10 protein-coding genes are annotated in these 17241 nt (G+C 73.1%); 4 read left to right on the forward strand and 6 right to left on the reverse strand.

Annotation, left to right across the window (positions count from 1 at the left end):
• Positions 1–264: 264 nt before the first annotated feature.
• Positions 265–1188: an SMP-30/gluconolactonase/LRE family protein gene (locus OG370_RS04045; protein ID WP_328460655.1), complete on the forward strand. Its 924-nt coding sequence runs from the start codon at positions 265–267 to the stop codon at positions 1186–1188.
• Here OG370_RS04045 and OG370_RS04050 read toward each other — a convergent pair.
• A complete protein-coding gene (locus OG370_RS04050) occupies positions 1071–3089 on the reverse strand; it encodes an ABC transporter ATP-binding protein (RefSeq protein WP_328460657.1) in 2019 nt (672 codons plus the stop codon). The two genes, OG370_RS04045 and OG370_RS04050, sit on opposite strands and share 118 nt — an antisense overlap.
• The gene (locus OG370_RS04055) at positions 3089–5023 is read right to left on the reverse strand and encodes an ABC transporter ATP-binding protein (protein ID WP_328460659.1); all 1935 of its coding nucleotides are present in this window, start codon (positions 5021–5023) and stop codon (positions 3089–3091) included. Before OG370_RS04055 ends, OG370_RS04050 begins: the two co-directional genes overlap by 1 nt.
• 502 nt (positions 5024–5525) lie before the next feature.
• Between OG370_RS04055 and OG370_RS04060 the strand changes: the two genes are divergently transcribed.
• The gene (locus OG370_RS04060; RefSeq protein ID WP_328460661.1) at positions 5526–6293 is read left to right on the forward strand and encodes a dienelactone hydrolase family protein; all 768 of its coding nucleotides are present in this window, start codon (positions 5526–5528) and stop codon (positions 6291–6293) included.
• A gap of 57 nt (positions 6294–6350) precedes the next feature.
• Here OG370_RS04060 and OG370_RS04065 read toward each other — a convergent pair whose 3' ends face one another.
• The 3 genes from OG370_RS04065 to OG370_RS04075 form a co-directional block, all read right to left on the reverse strand.
• On the reverse strand, positions 6351–7361 hold the full coding sequence (locus OG370_RS04065; RefSeq protein ID WP_328460663.1) for a LacI family DNA-binding transcriptional regulator: 1011 nt from the start codon (positions 7359–7361) through the stop codon (positions 6351–6353).
• A 137-nt stretch (positions 7362–7498) separates the two neighbouring features.
• Positions 7499–10663 (reverse strand): glycoside hydrolase family 2 TIM barrel-domain containing protein, encoded by a 3165-nt coding sequence (locus tag OG370_RS04070; RefSeq protein ID WP_328460665.1) that lies wholly within the window; start codon positions 10661–10663, stop codon positions 7499–7501.
• A 149-nt stretch (positions 10664–10812) separates the two neighbouring features.
• On the reverse strand, positions 10813–11838 hold the full coding sequence (locus OG370_RS04075; RefSeq protein WP_328460667.1) for a LacI family DNA-binding transcriptional regulator: 1026 nt from the start codon (positions 11836–11838) through the stop codon (positions 10813–10815).
• A gap of 198 nt (positions 11839–12036) precedes the next feature.
• Between OG370_RS04075 and OG370_RS04080 the strand changes: the two genes are divergently transcribed.
• Complete coding sequence (locus OG370_RS04080) at positions 12037–14226, forward strand: hypothetical protein (RefSeq protein WP_328460669.1); 2190 nt, start codon at positions 12037–12039, stop codon at positions 14224–14226.
• Positions 14227–14402: 176 nt separating this feature from the next.
• On the forward strand, positions 14403–15269 hold the full coding sequence (locus tag OG370_RS04085; RefSeq protein WP_328460671.1) for an alpha/beta hydrolase: 867 nt from the start codon (positions 14403–14405) through the stop codon (positions 15267–15269).
• On the opposite strand, the gene OG370_RS04090 is transcribed toward OG370_RS04085, so the two are convergent.
• Positions 15266–16885, reverse strand: coding sequence for an MFS transporter (locus tag OG370_RS04090; protein WP_328460672.1), 1620 nt, complete (start codon positions 16883–16885; stop codon positions 15266–15268). The genes OG370_RS04085 and OG370_RS04090 overlap by 4 nt on opposite strands.
• Positions 16886–17241: the final 356 nt, after the last annotated feature.

Consider the following 17241-nt stretch of genomic DNA (forward strand, 5'->3'; position numbering starts at 1 on the left):
GACACTTCAGGGATCGCAACGGGCACACGTCACGGCACGAGCCGTGCGCTCACCAGTAGTTGAGGTCTTCGTGCCTGGTCAGATGAGTCATGACACCTGTCGAATCGTCAACCACCGCACGGAGGAAGGAGGTTCGGGGCTGATGTCCCGTCCCGGTCGTCCCTCGCGTTCGGTCGTGCTGAACCATAGCCATCCGAGACAACGTTGCCTAGGGTTTTCACCCGAGTTACCGAGAAATCTCTTCGCCCCCACCGGAGGACACCCGTGTCACCAGCCTCTTTTCTGCCCGCCCCGGAGATCTTCGTGCGCGGCCACGCCGTCGTCGGCGAGGGTCCGGTGATCGACCCGCGGACCAACGAACTGCTCTGGGTGGACATTCCGGCCGGGGTGCTGTCGCGGACCCCGCTCGCCACCGGGGGTTCCGCGTCCGGGTCGGCGGACAGGTCAGCGCCGGGCTCCGCGTCCGTGGTGGCCCGGGTCGGCATGAGCCTGGGAGCGGTCGCGGTACGGGACCGCGGCGGGTATGTCGCCGCGGTGGGCGCGGGGTTGGGGGTGATCGGCGCGGCAGGCGACGGCCCCGCCCTGACCGTCGTCCACCCGCTGCTGCCCGAGCCGGACCGGCGGATGAACGACGCCAAGTGCGACCCGGCCGGCCGCTTCTGGGCCGGCAGCACCACGCTCGGATTCCCCGCCGGCGGCGGCGCGTTGCACTGCTGGGACCCCGACGGCGGGGTGCGCACCGCGCTGCGCGGCCTCGACCTGCCCAACGGCCTGGGCTGGAGCCCGGACGGCAGCCGGTTCTACCTGGCCGACAGCGTGCGCCGCGTGGTGCTCACCGCGCCGTACGACCCGGCCGCCGGCCGGCTCGGGCCGGTCCGCGAACTGCTGCGCCACGACCGCCGCGACGGCATGCCGGACGGCCTGTGCGTCGACGAGGACGGCTGCCTGTGGATCGCGGCCTGGGGCGCGGGCGAGGTACGCCGCCACGACCCGCGCGGCCGCCTCCTGGCGGTCCTGCGGCTGCCCGTCTCTCAGCCGTCGTCCTGCGCGTTCGGGCCGGACGGCACGCTCTACGTCACCTCGGCGTCCGACGGGCTGCGACCTGGGGCGGAACCGCTCGCGGGGTCGGTGTTCGCGCTGCCGGGAACGGCCTTCCGCGGGGTCGCGGTGGGCACGTTCGCGGGGTGAGCGACCCGGCCGGACGGCAGATCCCGGGGTGAAGGGCCGTACTGCGCGGCGAGTTCGGCCGGGGTGCGGTCGTCGACGATCCGGCCGCCGGACAGCACCAGCACGCGGTCGGCGATCCGGATCGTCGACATCCGGTGGGCGATGACGAGCGCTGTCCGCCCCTGGAACACCGTGCGCATGGCGGTGTGCACCGCGCGTTCGCTCGGGATGTCGATGACCGAAGTGGCCTCGTCCAGCACGATGACGGACGGGTCCACCAGCAGCACCCTTGCCAGGGAGATCAGTTGCCGCTCACCGGACGACAAGCGGCCGCCGCGCCCGCCGACTTCGGTCCGATATCCGTCGTGCAGCGCCGCGATGAACGGATGGGCGCCGATCGCTTCGGCGGCGTGCCGGATCTCGTCGAAGGTGGCCTCGGGGCGCGCGAAGGCGATGTTCTCGGCGATGGTGCCGGAGAAGAGGAAACCCTCCTGGGGGACCATGACCACGCCGTTGCGCAGGTCGCCCGCCGCGAGGGAGCGCAGATCGATCCCGTCGAGGAGCACCCGGCCACCGGTCGGATCGTGCACCCGCGCCAGCAACCCGGCCAGCGTGGACTTCCCGCCGCCGGAGGGGCCGATCAGGGCGACCGTCTGGCCTGCGGGGATGTCGAGAGCGAAGCCGCGCAGCACGTCGGGCCCGTCGCGGTAGGCGAAGGTGACATCCTCGTACCTCACCCGCCGTCCGCCGGGATGGCGGGCGGGCGCGGGCAGAAGAGCGGGGCGAGCGGGCTCGACGACCGTCGGTTCGGTCGCCAGCAGCACCGCGATCTTGCCCAGCGAAGCCGTGGCCGACTGATAGGCGTCCAGGACGCCGCCCAGCCGGAGCGGCTTGTCGTAGAGGTCCCGCAGGTACAGCACGACACCGGCGTAGCTGCCGAGTTCCATCGCGCCGGACGCGACACGGTATCCGCCCCACAGCACCAGACCGGCAACGGCGGTGTTGGCGACCAGGCGCGAGGAGGTCACATAGCGCGCCATCTCCCGTTCGGCCTGCCGGTTCTCGTTCCGGTGCCGCTGGTTGAGGCGCGCGAACCGGCGCTCGTTGGCGCGTTCGAGACGGAACGCCTGCACCGTGCGGATGCCGGCGAAGGACTCGCTCATGTCGGCGGACGCCGCAGCGGCCGCGCCCGAACGGCGCTGGTACACCTGGAGCGAGCGCCGCCGGAAGGACCGCATGGTCCAGTGGATCGGGGCCATCGCGGCCACCGCGGCGCAGCCGAGCCGCCAGTCGAGCACCAGCAGGATCGAGGAGATGTAGACCAGGGACACCGCCGCGGTGACGATCTGGTCGATCCCGCTGTCGAAGAGCGAGCGGACGGCCTCGACGTCGCCCGACGCGCGGGAGGCCAGCGTGCCGGACGCGTGCGTGTCGTGGAACTCCACGCTCTGCGCCTGGAGATGGGCGAACAGCCGTAGCCGGAGTTCGGCGACCGCGTGCTGCCCCACCTGGACGGAGAGCCGGATGAACGTGCGCTGGAGCAGACCCGCCGCCAGGACGCAGCCCGCGTAGCCGGCGGCCACGGCGACCAGGGGCCGTGCGTCGCCGGCCCGCAGCGCGGGGATCGCCCGGTCGATCGTGACGGCGACGGCCACCGGCCCGGACAGCGCGGCCGCCTGCTGGAGCAGGACGACCAGTGCGGCGAGCCACAGCCGCCGGGCGCCGGGTCCCAGCACCGAGCGCAGCAGCCGCCGGGCCGCGCCCCTCGGCGGGGCCGCCTCCAGCGGGTCCGCCCGCTGACGGTCGGCGTGGGCGGCAGCCGCGCACGGCCGCGGCGCCCCGGTTTCATCGACTTCCCCGGTCGGAGCGTCGGGCCGGGCCGCCGGCAGCACGGGCGTCGAGGTACGGGCCGACCGGCGCATCAGGCTCCCCCCTGCCCGTGAGCGGCGACATCGATCGGGGTCATCAGTGCCGCGTACGCCGGGCTGTCGGCCAACAGTTCTTCGTGCGTGCCGGCAGCGGTGACCCGCCCGCCTTCCAGCAGAGCGACCCGGTCGGCCATCAGCACGGTGGAGAGCCGGTGCGCGATCACCACCGCGGTCGTCGAGGCCAGCACCTCGCGCAGGGCCTCCTGGACCCGGGCCTCGGTGTGCAGGTCCAGCGCGGAGAGCGGATCGTCGAGCACCGCGAGCCGGGGCCGGCGGACCATGATCCGCGCGAGGGCGATCCGTTGCCGCTGTCCACCCGACAGTGACATGCCGCCCTCCCCGACGCGCGTGCGGGCGCCGTCGGCGAGGCGGTGCGCGAACTCGTCGACACCCGCGGCCCGTAGAGCCTCGTCGATCTCGTCGGCGCCGGCTTCCGCGCCCATGAGGACGTTGTCCATGACGGTCCCGGTGAACAGCACCGGCTCGTCGAAGGCGACGGCGACCGCGGATCGCAGTTCGGCGCGGGGAATACGGGTGAGGTCGACGCCGTCCAGGGTGATCCGGCCCGCCACCGGGTCGTACAGGCGTGCGGCCAAGGCGGCGAGCGTCGACGTGCCGCTTCCGGTGGCCCCGACCACGGCCAGCGTCTCACCGGGTGCGACGCGCAACGTGACCTCCCGCAGCGCGGGCGGATCGCCGGCGGGGGCGTCGGGGTAGCGGAAGTGCACCCGGGCGAAGGCGAGTTCGGCGGGGCGCCGTGCCCCCGGTGACCGGGGCGTCGCGTCGGGGCCGGGGTCGGAGCCGGCCACGGTGGTGCTGGAGGTCCAGGTGGTCCGGTCGCCGCGGGCCCCGCCTTCTGCCGCCACCGGGCCCGATTCGCCGGCCACCACGTCCGGTTCACCGGCCCCCGGGTCCGGCTCATCCGTCATCGGCCGGGCGAGCACCTCGAAGTACCGGTCGGCCGCTGCCGCCGCGTCATGGCACCCGGCCAGCAGTCCGCCCGCCCCCTCGACGGCCGGCCGCAGCGCGGCCACCGTTCCCAGGAAGGCCAGCAGCGATCCGATCGACAGCTGCCCGTCCGCCGCCTGGACCGCACCCGTCGCCAGGGCGGCCACGGTCGCCAGTCCCGGCAGCACGGTGGTGACCGCCGACAGCCCGCCCAGCAGCCGCGCCTTGTCCAGCTCGGCTTCCCGCACCTGCCGGACCTGCTCGCGGAATCGGGCGATCCGGTCCTCGCCGCGGCGGAAGCCCTTGATCACGCGGATGCCGGTCACCGACTCCAGTACCGCGGTCGTCAGATCGCCCGACAGGTCCAGGGCCCGGCGGGTGACGTCCGCGTACCTGGACTCGAACCGGTAGGACTCGATGACCAGCAGGGGAACGGGCGCCAGCACGATGAGCGCGAGCAGCCACTGCTGGGAGACCAGGATCGCGGCCCCGACGGCGAGCGTGGCGGCGTGCACGGGCAGGAACGTCAGCGGCCCGGCGACGAACATGTGGATGACCTGGGGGTCCGAGGTCCCCCGCGACAGCAACTGCCCGCTGCTCCAACCGTCGTGGACGGCGAGCGGCAGCCGCTGCGCGTGCCGGTGCAGGTCGGCCCGCATCCGCGCCTCGATGTCGGCGAGCGGGGTGGCCGCCAGCCGGCGCCGGACGCCGAAGAGCGAAGCCTCGGCAGCGCCCAGGAGCAGCAGGGCCAGCCCCCCGAGCGCCACTCCGCGCGGATCGCGCCGCGCCACGGGCCCGTCGACGATCCACTTGAGGACCTGCGGCATCGCGAGCGCCAGCAGGGACGCCAGCGCGGCCAGGGCGGATACGGTGCACAGCTTCCAGCGGCGCGGCCACAGGTACGGCCGCAGCTTCTTCAAGGACCGCGCGGTCGAACTCCCGGCCGCGGGAACGGAGATGACAGGTGTGTGCTCGTGCACAGGGGTCTCCTGACAGGAGAGCCCACCGGCGCGCCACCAGGCGGATCAACCGGTGAGCGGGGTGACTTGGACGGCGTGTTCCACGCCCGCGTGCATGCGGGACCCGGAGACGGTGGCCATCGACAACACCCCCTTCACTCCTGTGCGGCGATCACTCAGCGGCGGTCAGCGCCGATCACTCGGCGGCGCCGAGCACCATACCGCAGCCCTCGGACCGACCGGGATCGTTCTCGCGAACAGCTCGGTGGACCAGGTGGACCGGGTGAGCCGGCTGGACCGGACCGAGGGGTTGGCACCGATCCTGTCCGGTGGGCTACGGTGTGCGGCGATGACTACCGGGACGGCCTCGCGCCACACACGGATTGATGCCCCGGCGCTCCTCTGAGCGCCGTCCGGGCCGCTGCCGGCCCGCCGCGGGAAAGAGAACGCGGCGCCGCCGCGCGGGCTCCGCCTCCTGTCGTGTTGACCACCGCTCGACACGTCCACCACGACAGGAGAAGTCATGCCCACCCAACCGGTACAGACCAGGACCGTGCAGGTTCCCACCCCGGACGGCCGGGCCGACGCTTTCGCCGCCTTCCCCGAGGGCGGCGACCGGCACCCCGGGGTGCTGATGTACGCCGACGGCTTCGGCATCCGGCCCGTGCTGCGGGAGATGGCCCGCGAACTGGCCGGGCACGGGTACTACGTACTCGTCCCCAACTCCTTCTACCGGCACGGTCCGGCACCGGTGATCGAACTGCCCGAGTACATCGGGGAAGAGGCCCGACCCGCGGTCTTCGCGCAGGTGATGCCCTTGATCCAGGCGCACACCACCGAGCGTGTGCTGAGCGACGCCGACGCCTACCTCGGGTTCCTCGCCGCCCAGCCCGAGGTCGGCGCCGGACCGGTCGCCGTGACCGGCTACTGCATCGGCGGTCTGCTGGCGATGCGCACCGCCGCGGCCCACCCCGGCCAGGTGGCCGCCGTCGCCGTGTTCCACGGCCCCGTGAGCGCCGACGGGCTCGCCGGGCTCACCGCCCAGGTCCACCTCGGCCACGCCGAGGGCGACTTGACGCCCGAGGCCCTCGGCGAGCTGAACCAGGCCCTGGACGCCGCGGGTGTCGCCTACACCTCGGAGATCTACCCCGGCACCGTCCACGGCTTCACCATGTCCGACACCGACTCCTTCGACCCGGCGGCGCTGCAACGGCATTGGGACCGGCTGCTGCCCCTCCTCGACCGGGCCCTGGCCGGCAGCCGAGGCCCCGGCCGGGAAGCCACCGGCTGACGGTGGCCGGATGGGGGGGTGCGCTTCCCCGGTCGGGCCGTCGGGCCCGGCCGGGGGTCACTCCCCCGCCGGGGTGCCGGGCGCGCGGCGGTGCGCCCCGCCGTGCTCCACCAGGGTGGTGGGGACGACCACGGTCCTGGGCCGCGACGTGTCGCCCGCGATCCGCTGGAAGAGCAGTTCCGCGCCGATCCGGCCCATGGCGCGGGCGTCGTAGGACACCACGGTCAGCGGGTGGGCCATCAGTCCCGCGGTCTCGAAGTCGTCGAAGCCGACCACGGCGGCCTCCCGCCCGAGCCGGTTCAGCGCGCCCAGCACGCCCAGCGTCAGGCGGTTGTTGAGCGCGAACAGGGCGGTCGGCGGCTGCGGCCCGGTGAGCATCTCCTCGACCGCGGCCTCGGTGTCCGGCACGGTGTGCAGGCCGAACCGGATCAGGTCGGGCCGGTACGGCGCGCCGGCCCGCTCGAGCGCGGCCTCGGCGGCCGACAGCCGCGCGGACATCGGATGGATGCTCAGCCAGTCCGACACGACGCCGATCCGCTCGTGCCCCTGGGCGGTCAGGTACTCGATCGCGGAGCGCGCGCCCGCCGCGTTGTCGATCAGCACCGTGTCCGCGCGCACGTTGGTGGGCGGCCGGTCCAGGAACACCGCGGGCGTGCCCATCTCGATCTCGGAGCGCAGGTAGACGTGGTCGGCGGTGCTGCCGGCGGGTACCACCAGCAACCCGTCGACGCGCCGCTCGCACATCTGCAGCAGGAGCCTGCGCTCCCGGTCGGCGTCCTCCTCCGAACTCGCGGTGATCAGCAGGGTGTCGTTCTCCAGGGCGCACTGCGCCGCGGCGGCGGCGATGCCCGCGTAGAACGGGTTGGCCAGGTCCTCGATGAGCAGGCCGACGGTGGCGGAGGTGCTGCGGGTGCGCAGGTCCCGGGCCATGCCGTTGCGCCGGAAGCCGAGCCGCGCCACCGCCGCCCGGACCCGTGCGGCCATCTCCGGATCGACGGTGGACACGCCGTTGACCACGCGGGAGACGGTCTTGAGACTGACGTCGGCCTCCCGGGCGACATCGGTCATCGTCGGTCGCCGCGGGGCGGCCGCACTCGGGCTCGGGCTCGGTGTACTCACGTGATGTTCCCCTCGGCGACGTGGCGCCGAGAGATGGGCCAACGTTGTCTCGCCGCCCGATCATACATCCGTCCACATCGCGGGTGTCACCCTACGCCATCGCCCGCCTCCGTCCCGACCGGTCCGAATCCGAGCCTGAAACGGGCCGGGAGCGCGGCCAGTTCGTGCCGCGGCTGGAGCGCGGGACCGCACGAAGCGCTGCCGAGTCCGTGGTGTTCGAGGTCCAGGTTGAGGTGCGTCCGGCCGTCGGGCCGCAGCTCCGAGGTGTGCGCGGCGGCCGCCAGCTCCGCGGTGGACCAGGGCTTCGCGGTCAGGTCGAACCAGGGGCTGCCGGTGATCTCCAGCCCCGGCACGGCCGGTTGACCCGCGCCCGCGGTGAGCCGGGCCCGTCGCACATGGCGCCGGTTGCCGTTCTCCTGCGGGTACAGGTACGGCGTCTGCAACCCGGCGACGGAGCTCGCGTACCGCCCCACCCGGACGGCCTCCTCGCTGTCCCGGTAGGACTCGCCGGGTCCGAGGCCGAACCAGTCCACCCGGTCGAGCGCGCCCGGCAGGCTCAACGCGACGCCGAGCCGGGGCAGCGGGACCGGCCAGGGCGCGGTCGGCGCGGTGTCGACGGTGAGCACGAGCCGGTTCCCGGGGGCGGTGCTCCAGTGGTAGTCGGCGAGCAGCGCCATGTCCAGGCCGGCCGGGACGATCGTGGTGCGCACCGTCAGGGTCGCGTCGCCGGCCTCGATGCCCAGGACCTTGTGCCGCAGCCGGTGCAGCCCGGCGCGCTGCCATGCCGCCAGCAGCGGCGAGCGGCGGTCGTTGTCGATCGGGGCCCGCCACAGGTCGACGCGGGGCCCGTCGAGTTCCAGGTCGCCGAGGCGGATCAGGGTGCCGGTGACGGCGTCGAACTCGCCGGCGCCCAGGGTGACGGTGGCGCCCCGGCGCCGTACCACCGGCGTCGTCGTCGCGGTGTCCGCCGTGTCCGCGGTGTCCGCGTGCGCCGCGGGGAGGTGCGGCGCCGCGGGCCGCGGCGACCAGGTGCGCGGGGCGCGTTCGCCGGGCTCCCCGGTGTGCGGGGCCGCACCGGCGGCCGGGGAGCCGCCGGCGACCGGAGAGCCGGCCGGGGCGAGCTGCGCCCAGGCGACGGTGTGCCCGGCCGCGGCCCACCGCTCGTCCGCGTCGAGTTGGGCGCTCACGGTCAGCCAGCGCTCGCCCGGTCCTGCCGCGTCGAGCGCCTTGACCAGGTCCTCCGGCCAGTCCGCCCGGCCGCTCTCGCCGGGGCCGGTCACGGCCACCTCCCACTCCCCCTCCCCGGCCTGCTCGCCGTCCACTTCGAGCAGCCAGGTCCACCGCAGGTAGCCGGTGTCGCGCGTGTGGTGCAGGTTGCGTACGTCGATGCCGCCGCCGTCCGCGCGGGCGGTGATCCGGACCGGCTCGATCACCTTGGCGTACTCCAGCAGGCCGGGCGAGGGCGTGCGGTCGGGGAAGAGCAGGCCGTCGGCGACGAAGTTGCCGTCGTGCACCGGCTCGCCGAAGTCCCCGCCGTAGGCGTGGTACAGGGTGCCCTCGGGGCTGCGCTGGGCGACGCCGTGGTCGATCCACTCCCACACGAAGCCGCCGGCCAGCCGCGGGTGCAGCTCGAACAGCTCCTGGTACTGGCGCAGTCCGCCGGGGCCGTTGCCCATCGCGTGGGCGTACTCGCACAGCAGGAACGGCATCGCGCGCCGCCGGGCGTCGTTGGCCGGGTCGCCGGTGCGCGGCTCCTGCCCCGCCCCGATCGCCGCCACCACCGGGTAGTCGGCGTACATCGCCGAGTACAGGTCGGTGAAGGCGCAGTCGTCCCAGTCGCCCTCGTAGTGGATGAGCCGGTCCGGGTCGCGGTCCCTGATCCACTCGGACATCGCCACGAGGTTCGCGCCGACGCCCGACTCGTTGCCGAGCGACCAGATCACCACGCTGGGGTGGTTCTTGTCCCGCTCGACCATCCGCTCGGCGCGGTCGAGCAGCGCGGGGCGCCAGGCCGGGTCGTCGCTGGGGTTGCGCCGCCAGCCGTTCTCGGAGAAGCCGTGGGTCTCCAGGTCGCACTCGTCGACCACCCACAGGCCGTACTCGTCGCAGAGGTCGAGGAAGGCCGACTCCGGCGGATAGTGGCTGGTCCGTACGGCGTTGATGTTGTGCCGCTTCATCAGCAGCACGTCGGCGACCATCGTCTCGCGGGTCAGGGTGCGGCCGGTGACCGGGTCCCACTCGTGCCGGTTGACCCCGCTGAGCAGCAGCGGGGTGCCGTTGGCCGTCAGCACGCCGTCCTCCACCGCGATCCGGCGGAACCCGATGCGCAGCGGCACCCGTTCGGTCGCCGTCGCCAACTCGCCTTCGTACAGGCGCGGTTGCTCGGCGCTCCAGGGCTCAACGGCCGGCAGGGTGTACGGCCCGGCGGGGTCGGCGCCGGCGATGCCGAGTTCGGGCACGCTCAGGCGGGCGCCGCCCGCGACGTCGATCCGCAGGGTGCCGGCGCCGTTGCGGTGGTCGTAGTCGGCGTGCACGAAGAAGTCGGTGATGCCGCCGGCCGGCCGGGCCAGCAGCCGTACCGAGCGGAAGATCCCCGACAGCCACCACATGTCCTGGTCCTCCAGGTAGGTGGCGGAGGACCACTGGTGGACCCGGAGGGCCAGGACGTTGCGGCCGGGGCGCAGCACCTCGGTGACGTCGAACTCGGTCGGCAGCCGGCTGCCCTTGCCGTCGCCGAGCGGCTGCCCGTTGAGCCAGACCGCGAAGCAGGAGTCCACGCCCTCGAAGCGCAGGACCACCGCTCCTCCGCCGACGAAGCCCTCCGCGACCTCGAACTCCCTGCGGTACTCGCCGGTCGGGTTCTCGTCGGGCACCCGCGGCGGGTCGACCGGGATCGGGAAGGTGACGTTGGTGTAGGCGGGGGTGCCGAAGCGGCCGGGGCCGGGGACGCCGTCCATCTGCCAGCACGAGGGCACCGATATGCCGGTCCAGCCGCCGGCGTCGGGCTCGGACACGGCGCCGGACGGGTCGGACACAGCGTCGGGCTCGGGCGCGAAGGACGGGTCCTCGAACCCGGGCGTGAGGTCGTGGAGTCCGGCGGCGAGCCGGAAACTCCACCGGCCGTCCAGGTCGATCGCGGGCGCGTCGGAGTCGAACGAGGCGCGGGGCCGCAGCCGGCCGTTGCCGGGCGAGACGTCCTCGACGTAGGCGCAGTCGTCCGGGTGGTGGGTCCGGCTCTGGGCGTGGTCCATCGGTACGACGGTCCTTTCCGGGGGATGAGCGGTTCGGGTCGCGTCAGGTCGGATCTGGTCAGGCCGCGTCACGTCGGAGCGGATCTGCTCGGTTCGCGTCAGGTCGGAACGGATCGGGTCGGGTCGGTCCCGTCAGGTCCGACGGGGGGTCATCCTGCGGCCGGTGGCGCCGTGGACGCGCGGACCTTGAGGGTGCTGGGCATGACGTTCTCGCGCTGCGCCGGGGGCCGTCCGTCGAGCAGGTCGAGCAGGATCTGCGCGGCGCGCCGGCCCACGTCCACGCTGTGCAGGCTGACGCTGGTCAGCGAGGGGTCGACGAGGTCCGCGGCCTCCGTGTCGTCGAACCCGGCCACCGACACGTCGCCGGGCAGGGCGTGCCCGCCCTCGCGCAGCCGGCGCAGCGCGCCCAGCGCCATGCCGTCGTTGAAGGCGAAGATCGCGGTGGGCGGGTCGGCCCGGGCCAGCAGCCGTTCCGCCGCGGCGTAGCCGGAGCCGGCGGTGAAGTCGCCCTGCTCCATGAGGTCTTCGGGGACGGGGCGGTGCGCGTCGGCGAACGCGCGGTGCAGCCCGCGCAGCCGCGCGGCCATCGCGAGCCCGTTCTCCCGCGGGCCGTCGACCACCGCGATCCGGCGGTGGCCGAGGGCCAGCAGGTGCTGGGTCACCGCGTAGGCGCCGCCTTCGTCGTCGGGGTGGACGCAGGTGAGGTCCTCGGCGGTGTAGCCGATCACCACCGTCGGATACCCGGCGGAGCGCAGGGCGTTGAGCGACTCGCCGCCGGCCCCGGCCTCCACCAGCAGCCCGTCGACCTGGCGGCGCTGCACGAAGCGCCGGTAGGCCGACGCCGGGTCGTCGGGCACCTCGCGGGTGGACAGCAGCAACCCGTAGCCACGCGTGGTGAGTTCCTGGTCCGCGCCCTGGACCAGGCGGATGAGGTGGTCGTTGGAGAAGGCGAAGCCGGGGTTGTGCGGGAGGACCACGCCGACGACCTCGGTACGTCCGCTCGCGAGGGCGCGTGCCCCGGCGCTGGGCCGGTAGTCGAGCACGCGCATCGCGGAGTGCACCCGGTCGCGGATCGTCTCGGTGACCGTGGGGTCGCCGTTGATCACCCGGGACACCGTCTGGTGGGAGACGCCCGCCTCCGCCGCGACGGTCCGCAGGGTCGGCCGGTCGGACACGCGGGACCTCGTTTCTCAGTGACCGTTCACTTGACAATGTGACGCATCCTAAGCGCGCACGCGTCTCAGCGGAAGAGGTCCGGGCCATTGACGCGGGGTGCGGGGGGACCTAGCTTGGCGTCCCGTCAAGTGAACGGTCACTCGATCGACTCCCGGCCGGCCCCACAGTGCCGCCCCCACGACGAAGGACCCCTTTTCATGAGCGAGCAGGAACCCGCACAGACTCCACCCGCGCCTCGCACCGGTGCCGTCAGCCGCCGTCAACTGCTGACCTACGGACGGAACGCCGCGATCGTCGCGGGCACGGCCCTGGCGATCCCGGCCGCCGCCGGCGGCTCGGCCTCCGCCGCCACGGCCACCACCGCCAAAGGCAGCCTGGCCAAGGCACGGCCGGCCGCGTCCCTGGACACCACCCTCACCAACGTCGTCACCTCCTGGACCGGGAACACCTTCTCCGGCGCCACCGAGTGGGTGCAGGACTTCGTCTTCAACATCGCCGTCACCGCCGACGGCGCCGTCTACACCGTCAGTTTCTGGGACGAGGGCGGCGACTACGCCGGCATCTACAAGGACGGCCGTCTCATCGGCAACTGCCACGGCGCGAACGGCGACGCGGTGGCGGTCAACAGCTCCTACGCGTACCTCAGCGTGGGCAACGGCCTGACCCGGTTCGGCCTGGACGGCACCGTCACCTCGCAGACGTACGCCGTCGGCAGCCCGCCGGCTGCGGCGGCGGCCTCCGACACCCAGGTGGTGGCCACCGACCGCACCAACAACAAGGTCCTGGTCTTCGACGCCGCCACCGGCGCGGTGCAGCACTCCTGGAGCGTCAACCAGCCCGGCTCGGTGACGATCGCCGCCAACGGGGACATCTGGGTGGTCGCGAACATCACCCGCGACACCAACGACGGCCACTTCTGGCACGTCGACTCCACGAAGCCGGCGCAGATCCTGCACTTCTCCAACGCCGGTGCCGCGCTGGGCGGGACGATCAGCGGACCGTCCGCCGACTGGATACCGACCTCGCTGGCAGTGGACGTCAACGGGGACCTGCTGGTCGGCGACAACGGCCCGCTGCGCCAGGTGCACACGTACACCAACCTGTCCGGGACGCCGTCACTGGCCCGCAGCCTCGGGCAGGCCGGCGGCATCGGCGCGGGCACGCCCGGCCGGGTCACGCCGGACAAGCTCTTCGGGATCGTCGGCGTCGGCGGCGACTCGGCCGGCAACGTCTACGTGGCGATGTTCGAATTCGGCGTCTGGCTGCGGAAGTTCTCGCCCACCGGTGCGGTGGTCTGGCAGTTGCAGGGCAGCGCGTTCGTGGACGCCGCCGACTTCGACCCGGCCTCCGACGGCGTGGAGATCTACACCAAGCAGTGCCACTACAGCGTCGACTACGGCAAGGCGCCCGGCGGCGACTCGACCTGGCGCAGCTACACCCTGGACTCCGTCAAGTACCCCCAGGACCCACGGCTGTTCCTGACCGGCCACACCCACTCCGCCACCTCGCCGTTCCTCAAGCGCCTGAACGGCTCCTTGTACATGTACGTCACCGGCATGTACTGCGGGCATCTGCTCATCTACCGCATGGACGGGGAGATCGCCAAGCCGTCCAGCGCCATCTTCAAGGCGCGCTGGAACGGCGACGACCCGACCTGGCCGCCGAACCAGCCGGCGACCGGCCAGTGGATCTGGCGCGACCTGAGCGGCAACGGGGCCTTCGAGGCAGGGGAGTTCCTCCAGCCGGGCGACGGCACCAGCTCCCCCAGCAACTGCTGGGTGTGGTACGTCGACGACCGCGGCGACATCTGGGAGGGCGGCGACCGCAACCTGCGCCGCTACCCCTTGCAGGGCTTCGACGCCCAGAAGAACCCGATCTACACCTACGAGAGCATGGAGACGATCGCGCTCCCGGCTCCGTTCAGCGTCGTCCGGCGGCTGCACTACGACGTGGCCACCGACGTGATGTACATGGTCGGGTACACCCCTGACCAGCCGTTCGACAACGCGCACTGGAAGGAGTGCGGCAAGGTCCTGGTGCGCTACGACAAGTGGAGCACCGGCAACACCACGCCGACCTGGACCCTGCTGCTGCCCTGGGACACCGACGCGACCATCGTGGTGACGATGGTGAGCCTGGCCTTCGCGGGCGACTACATCTTCGCGGCCGGCATCGAGACCCGCGGCCAGGTGTGGGTGTGGAAGGCGTCCGACGCCAGCCCGGTGGGGACCTGGCAGGCCGGCTCCATCATCGGCACGCCCGACCGGTCGGGGTGGGTGGACGTGCCGTACGGCATCTCCGCGACCAAGCGCTCCGACGGCGACTACCTGGTCCAGGTCGAGGACGACCTCTACAACAAGGTGCTGCTCTACCGCTGGACGCCGTAGCCTGCGGGCCGCGAGCCCGTGTCCCGGAAGCCCGCCCGCACTGGCGCCGCTTCCGGGGCGCGGGGCTCGCCGAGGTGGGGACGTGCCCGACGCCTTACGGTCTCGGCGCGATGAGGTCGTACGGCGCGGCGCGCGCACCGCAGACAAGCAACCGAGCCCAGGAGGCGGGGAGTTCCGTGACGGACGACGTGGAGCGGGTGCGGGTGGTCGCACCGGACGGGATCGAGCTGGACACCGCCGTGCACCGCCCCACGTCCGACGGGTCCGACGCGCCCGACGGGTCCGGCCGGTCCGGTGCCCGGGGCACGGTGCTGCTGGTGCACGGCATCTCCGCGGACCTGGACGAGGGCGGGGCCTTCGTCCGGCTGGCGGAGCGGCTGGCCGACGAGGGCCTGACCGCCGTACGGTTCAGCTTCCGCGGGCACGGCGCCAGCGGCGGCAGCCCCCAAGGGGTCACGATCGCCGGGGAGATGCTCGACCTGGAGGCGGTCGCGGCGTACGCGGCACGGGAGTTCGGGGGTCCGACTGCCGTGGTGGCGGCGAGCTTCGGTGCCGTCGCCACCGGGCTGTCGATGCCGTGGCTGGGCCCGCGACTGGCCCGGCTGGTGCTGTGGAACCCGGTCCTCGATCTGCGGCGGACCTTCCTCGCACCCGAACTGGCGTGGGGCCTGGCGAACTTCGGTCCCGGGCCGATGAAGAGCCTCGCCGAGACCGGGGAGTTGCCGCTGGGCGGCCGCTTCCCGCTGGGCCGGGTGCTGTTCGCGGAGATGGCGTGCCACCGCCCGATCGAGTCGTACGCCGCAAGTGGCCCGCCCGCGCTGGTGGTCCACGGCGACCGGGACAGCTACGTCTCCTACGACATCGCCCGGCAGGTCGCCGGGACGCTCCCCGGCTGGCAGTTCCACGCCCTGCCGGGCGCGGACCACGGCTTCCACGCCCCCGCGCACGAGTCGGCGGCGATCGAGGTGACCGCGCGGTGGCTGACCACGGGGTGCGCGGAGCACGCGGACCGGGCAACCGACGACACGTCCCTGCGCCGCTAGATCGCCGCGGGTGCGGCCGGTGCGGCGAGCGGCGGCGTGTCCGGTTGCCGCGCGGGGCGCAGCAGGAGCGCCGTCACCAGGCAGCAGGCCAGCGCGGCGACCGCGCAGACCTCGAAGCCGAGGGCGTAGGCGTGCCCGAGTGCCTTGAAGGCGAGGCCGGACGCCGGCGGGTCGGCGTGCAGCACGGCGACCGGGCCGCCCGAGGAGAGGATGCCGTGGGCCTTGGCCTGGTCGGCGGCGCCGAGCGTGGAGGCGGCCAGCGAGCCGCTGAAGTGGTGGACGGCGTTCGCGGTCGCCACCGCGCCGATCACCGCGGGGCCGAGGGTGAAGCCGAAGTCGCGCAGCATGCTGGTGGTGGCACTGGCCATGCCGGCCAGGCGGTGCGGCACGGTCTCGACGGCGGTCGCGGTCACCGCGGACACCGCGAAGCTGAAGCCGACGCCGACCAGGCCCATCGGCACGATCAGGGAGGGCAGCGCGCTGTCGGTGATCGGCATCCGTCCGGCGAGGAAGTCGCCCACCGCCATGAGCAGGAAGCCCAGGCCCAGCACCCAGCGCGGCACCAGTACGGCCATCAACCGGTGGGTGAGCGGCAGCAGGAAGATGGTCAGCCCGCTCAGCAGCAGGAAGGCCACCGCGGTGCGCATCGAGCTCTGGCCCTGGATCGGGCCCATCCGCAGGCTGATGGAGTAGGCGGTGCCGAGGAAGGCGAACATGCCGACCACGGTGACGGCGGAGGCGAGCGCGAAGGTGCGGGAGCGGAACAGGTCGAGGCGCAGCAGCGGGTCGCGCACCCGCAGTTCGACGACGACGAACGCCGCGAGGCACACGGCGGACAGCGCGAACGCGCCGACCACCGTGCCGCTGCCCCAGCCGTCCGAGGCGCCCTGGATGACGCCGAACAGCAGCGCGCACAGGCCGAGTCCGACCGTGGTCTGGCCGAGCGGGTCGAGTGAACGGCCCGCGGGCGAGCGGGAGTCCTGCGCGGCGAGGTAGGTGATCACCGCGTCGCCGAGGGCGAGCACCACGACGACGAGGAACGCCCAGCGCCATTGCAGGTAGGTGGCGGTGATGCCGCCGAGCAGCGGGGCCAGGAAGTTGCCGGTGGACAGGATCGCGGCCCACAGCGCGATCATCCTCGCCCGCTGGGCGGGGGTGCGTTCGCCGGCCACGAGCATGGCGAGGGTGGTGGGGAACAGGGCCGCGCAGCCGATGCCCGCGATGATCTGGCCGGTCCACATCACGCCGATGCCGTGGGCGGCGGCCGATATCGCCTCGCCCAGCGCGAGCATCGCGGCGCCGCCCAGCAGCAGCCGCTTGCGGCCGAAGAGGTCGCCCAGCACCCCGCAGGTCAGTTCGAGGACCGTGATCGGCAGCAGGGAGCAGTCGGAGATCCAGGTCAGTTGGGAGCTGCTCGGCTCGAAGACCTCCTGGAAGGTGCCGTTGAGGGTGGCCGGCATGGCCAGGCCGATCTGGGCGAGGCACACGGCGAAGAGCGCCGCGACGATCGTTCCCGTTCTCAGTGCGCTGCCCGTGCCGGCACCGCCGCCCTCACCGTCGCCGTCGCCGTCGCCGTCAGCGTCACCGGAGGCGTGCTGCCCTGTCGCTGTGGTCATCGCGTCCTTCACTCACTCCTGTGGGGGCGGACCGCGCGTTCGCCGCGTCAACGGACCGTAAACTCGCGCTGATTTTGGCGCAAGAGTTGCGACTGAGATTGTTGACGATTTTGTGGGGCGCCCATAGGGTCACGCCGAACCCGCCCTGCACGGCAGCGATTTCCCGGCCCCTGGCAACGATCCTCCGGCCGCGGCGACGATCCAAGAGGGGAGAAGGCAGCTGTGCACGACCTGTGTGCGCCGGCCCCGAGGGGTGCGCACCGCACGCAAGCTCGTCGGCGGCACGGCTTTCCCCCGCGCCGCCGCCTGAACGCCTCCGCGTCCGCGAAGCCCCTAACTCCCTTGCGACGTAACGG

The organism is Streptomyces sp. NBC_00448 (genome assembly GCF_036014115.1).
Lineage (GTDB): Bacteria > Actinomycetota > Actinomycetes > Streptomycetales > Streptomycetaceae > Actinacidiphila.

Excerpts from the sequence above, each read along its gene's own strand:
- OG370_RS04080 (WP_328460669.1), top strand. The coding sequence starts at position 12,037 with ATGAGCGAGCAGGAACCCGCACAGACTCCACCCGCGCCTCGCACCGGT.
- OG370_RS04050 (WP_328460657.1), bottom strand. The coding sequence starts at position 3,089 with ATGCGCCGGTCGGCCCGTACCTCGACGCCCGTGCTGCCGGCGGCCCGG.
- OG370_RS04090 (WP_328460672.1), bottom strand. The coding sequence starts at position 16,885 with ATGACCACAGCGACAGGGCAGCACGCCTCCGGTGACGCTGACGGCGAC.
- OG370_RS04060 (WP_328460661.1), top strand. The coding sequence starts at position 5,526 with ATGCCCACCCAACCGGTACAGACCAGGACCGTGCAGGTTCCCACCCCG.
- OG370_RS04065 (WP_328460663.1), bottom strand. The coding sequence starts at position 7,361 with ATGACCGATGTCGCCCGGGAGGCCGACGTCAGTCTCAAGACCGTCTCC.
- OG370_RS04070 (WP_328460665.1), bottom strand. The coding sequence starts at position 10,663 with ATGGACCACGCCCAGAGCCGGACCCACCACCCGGACGACTGCGCCTAC.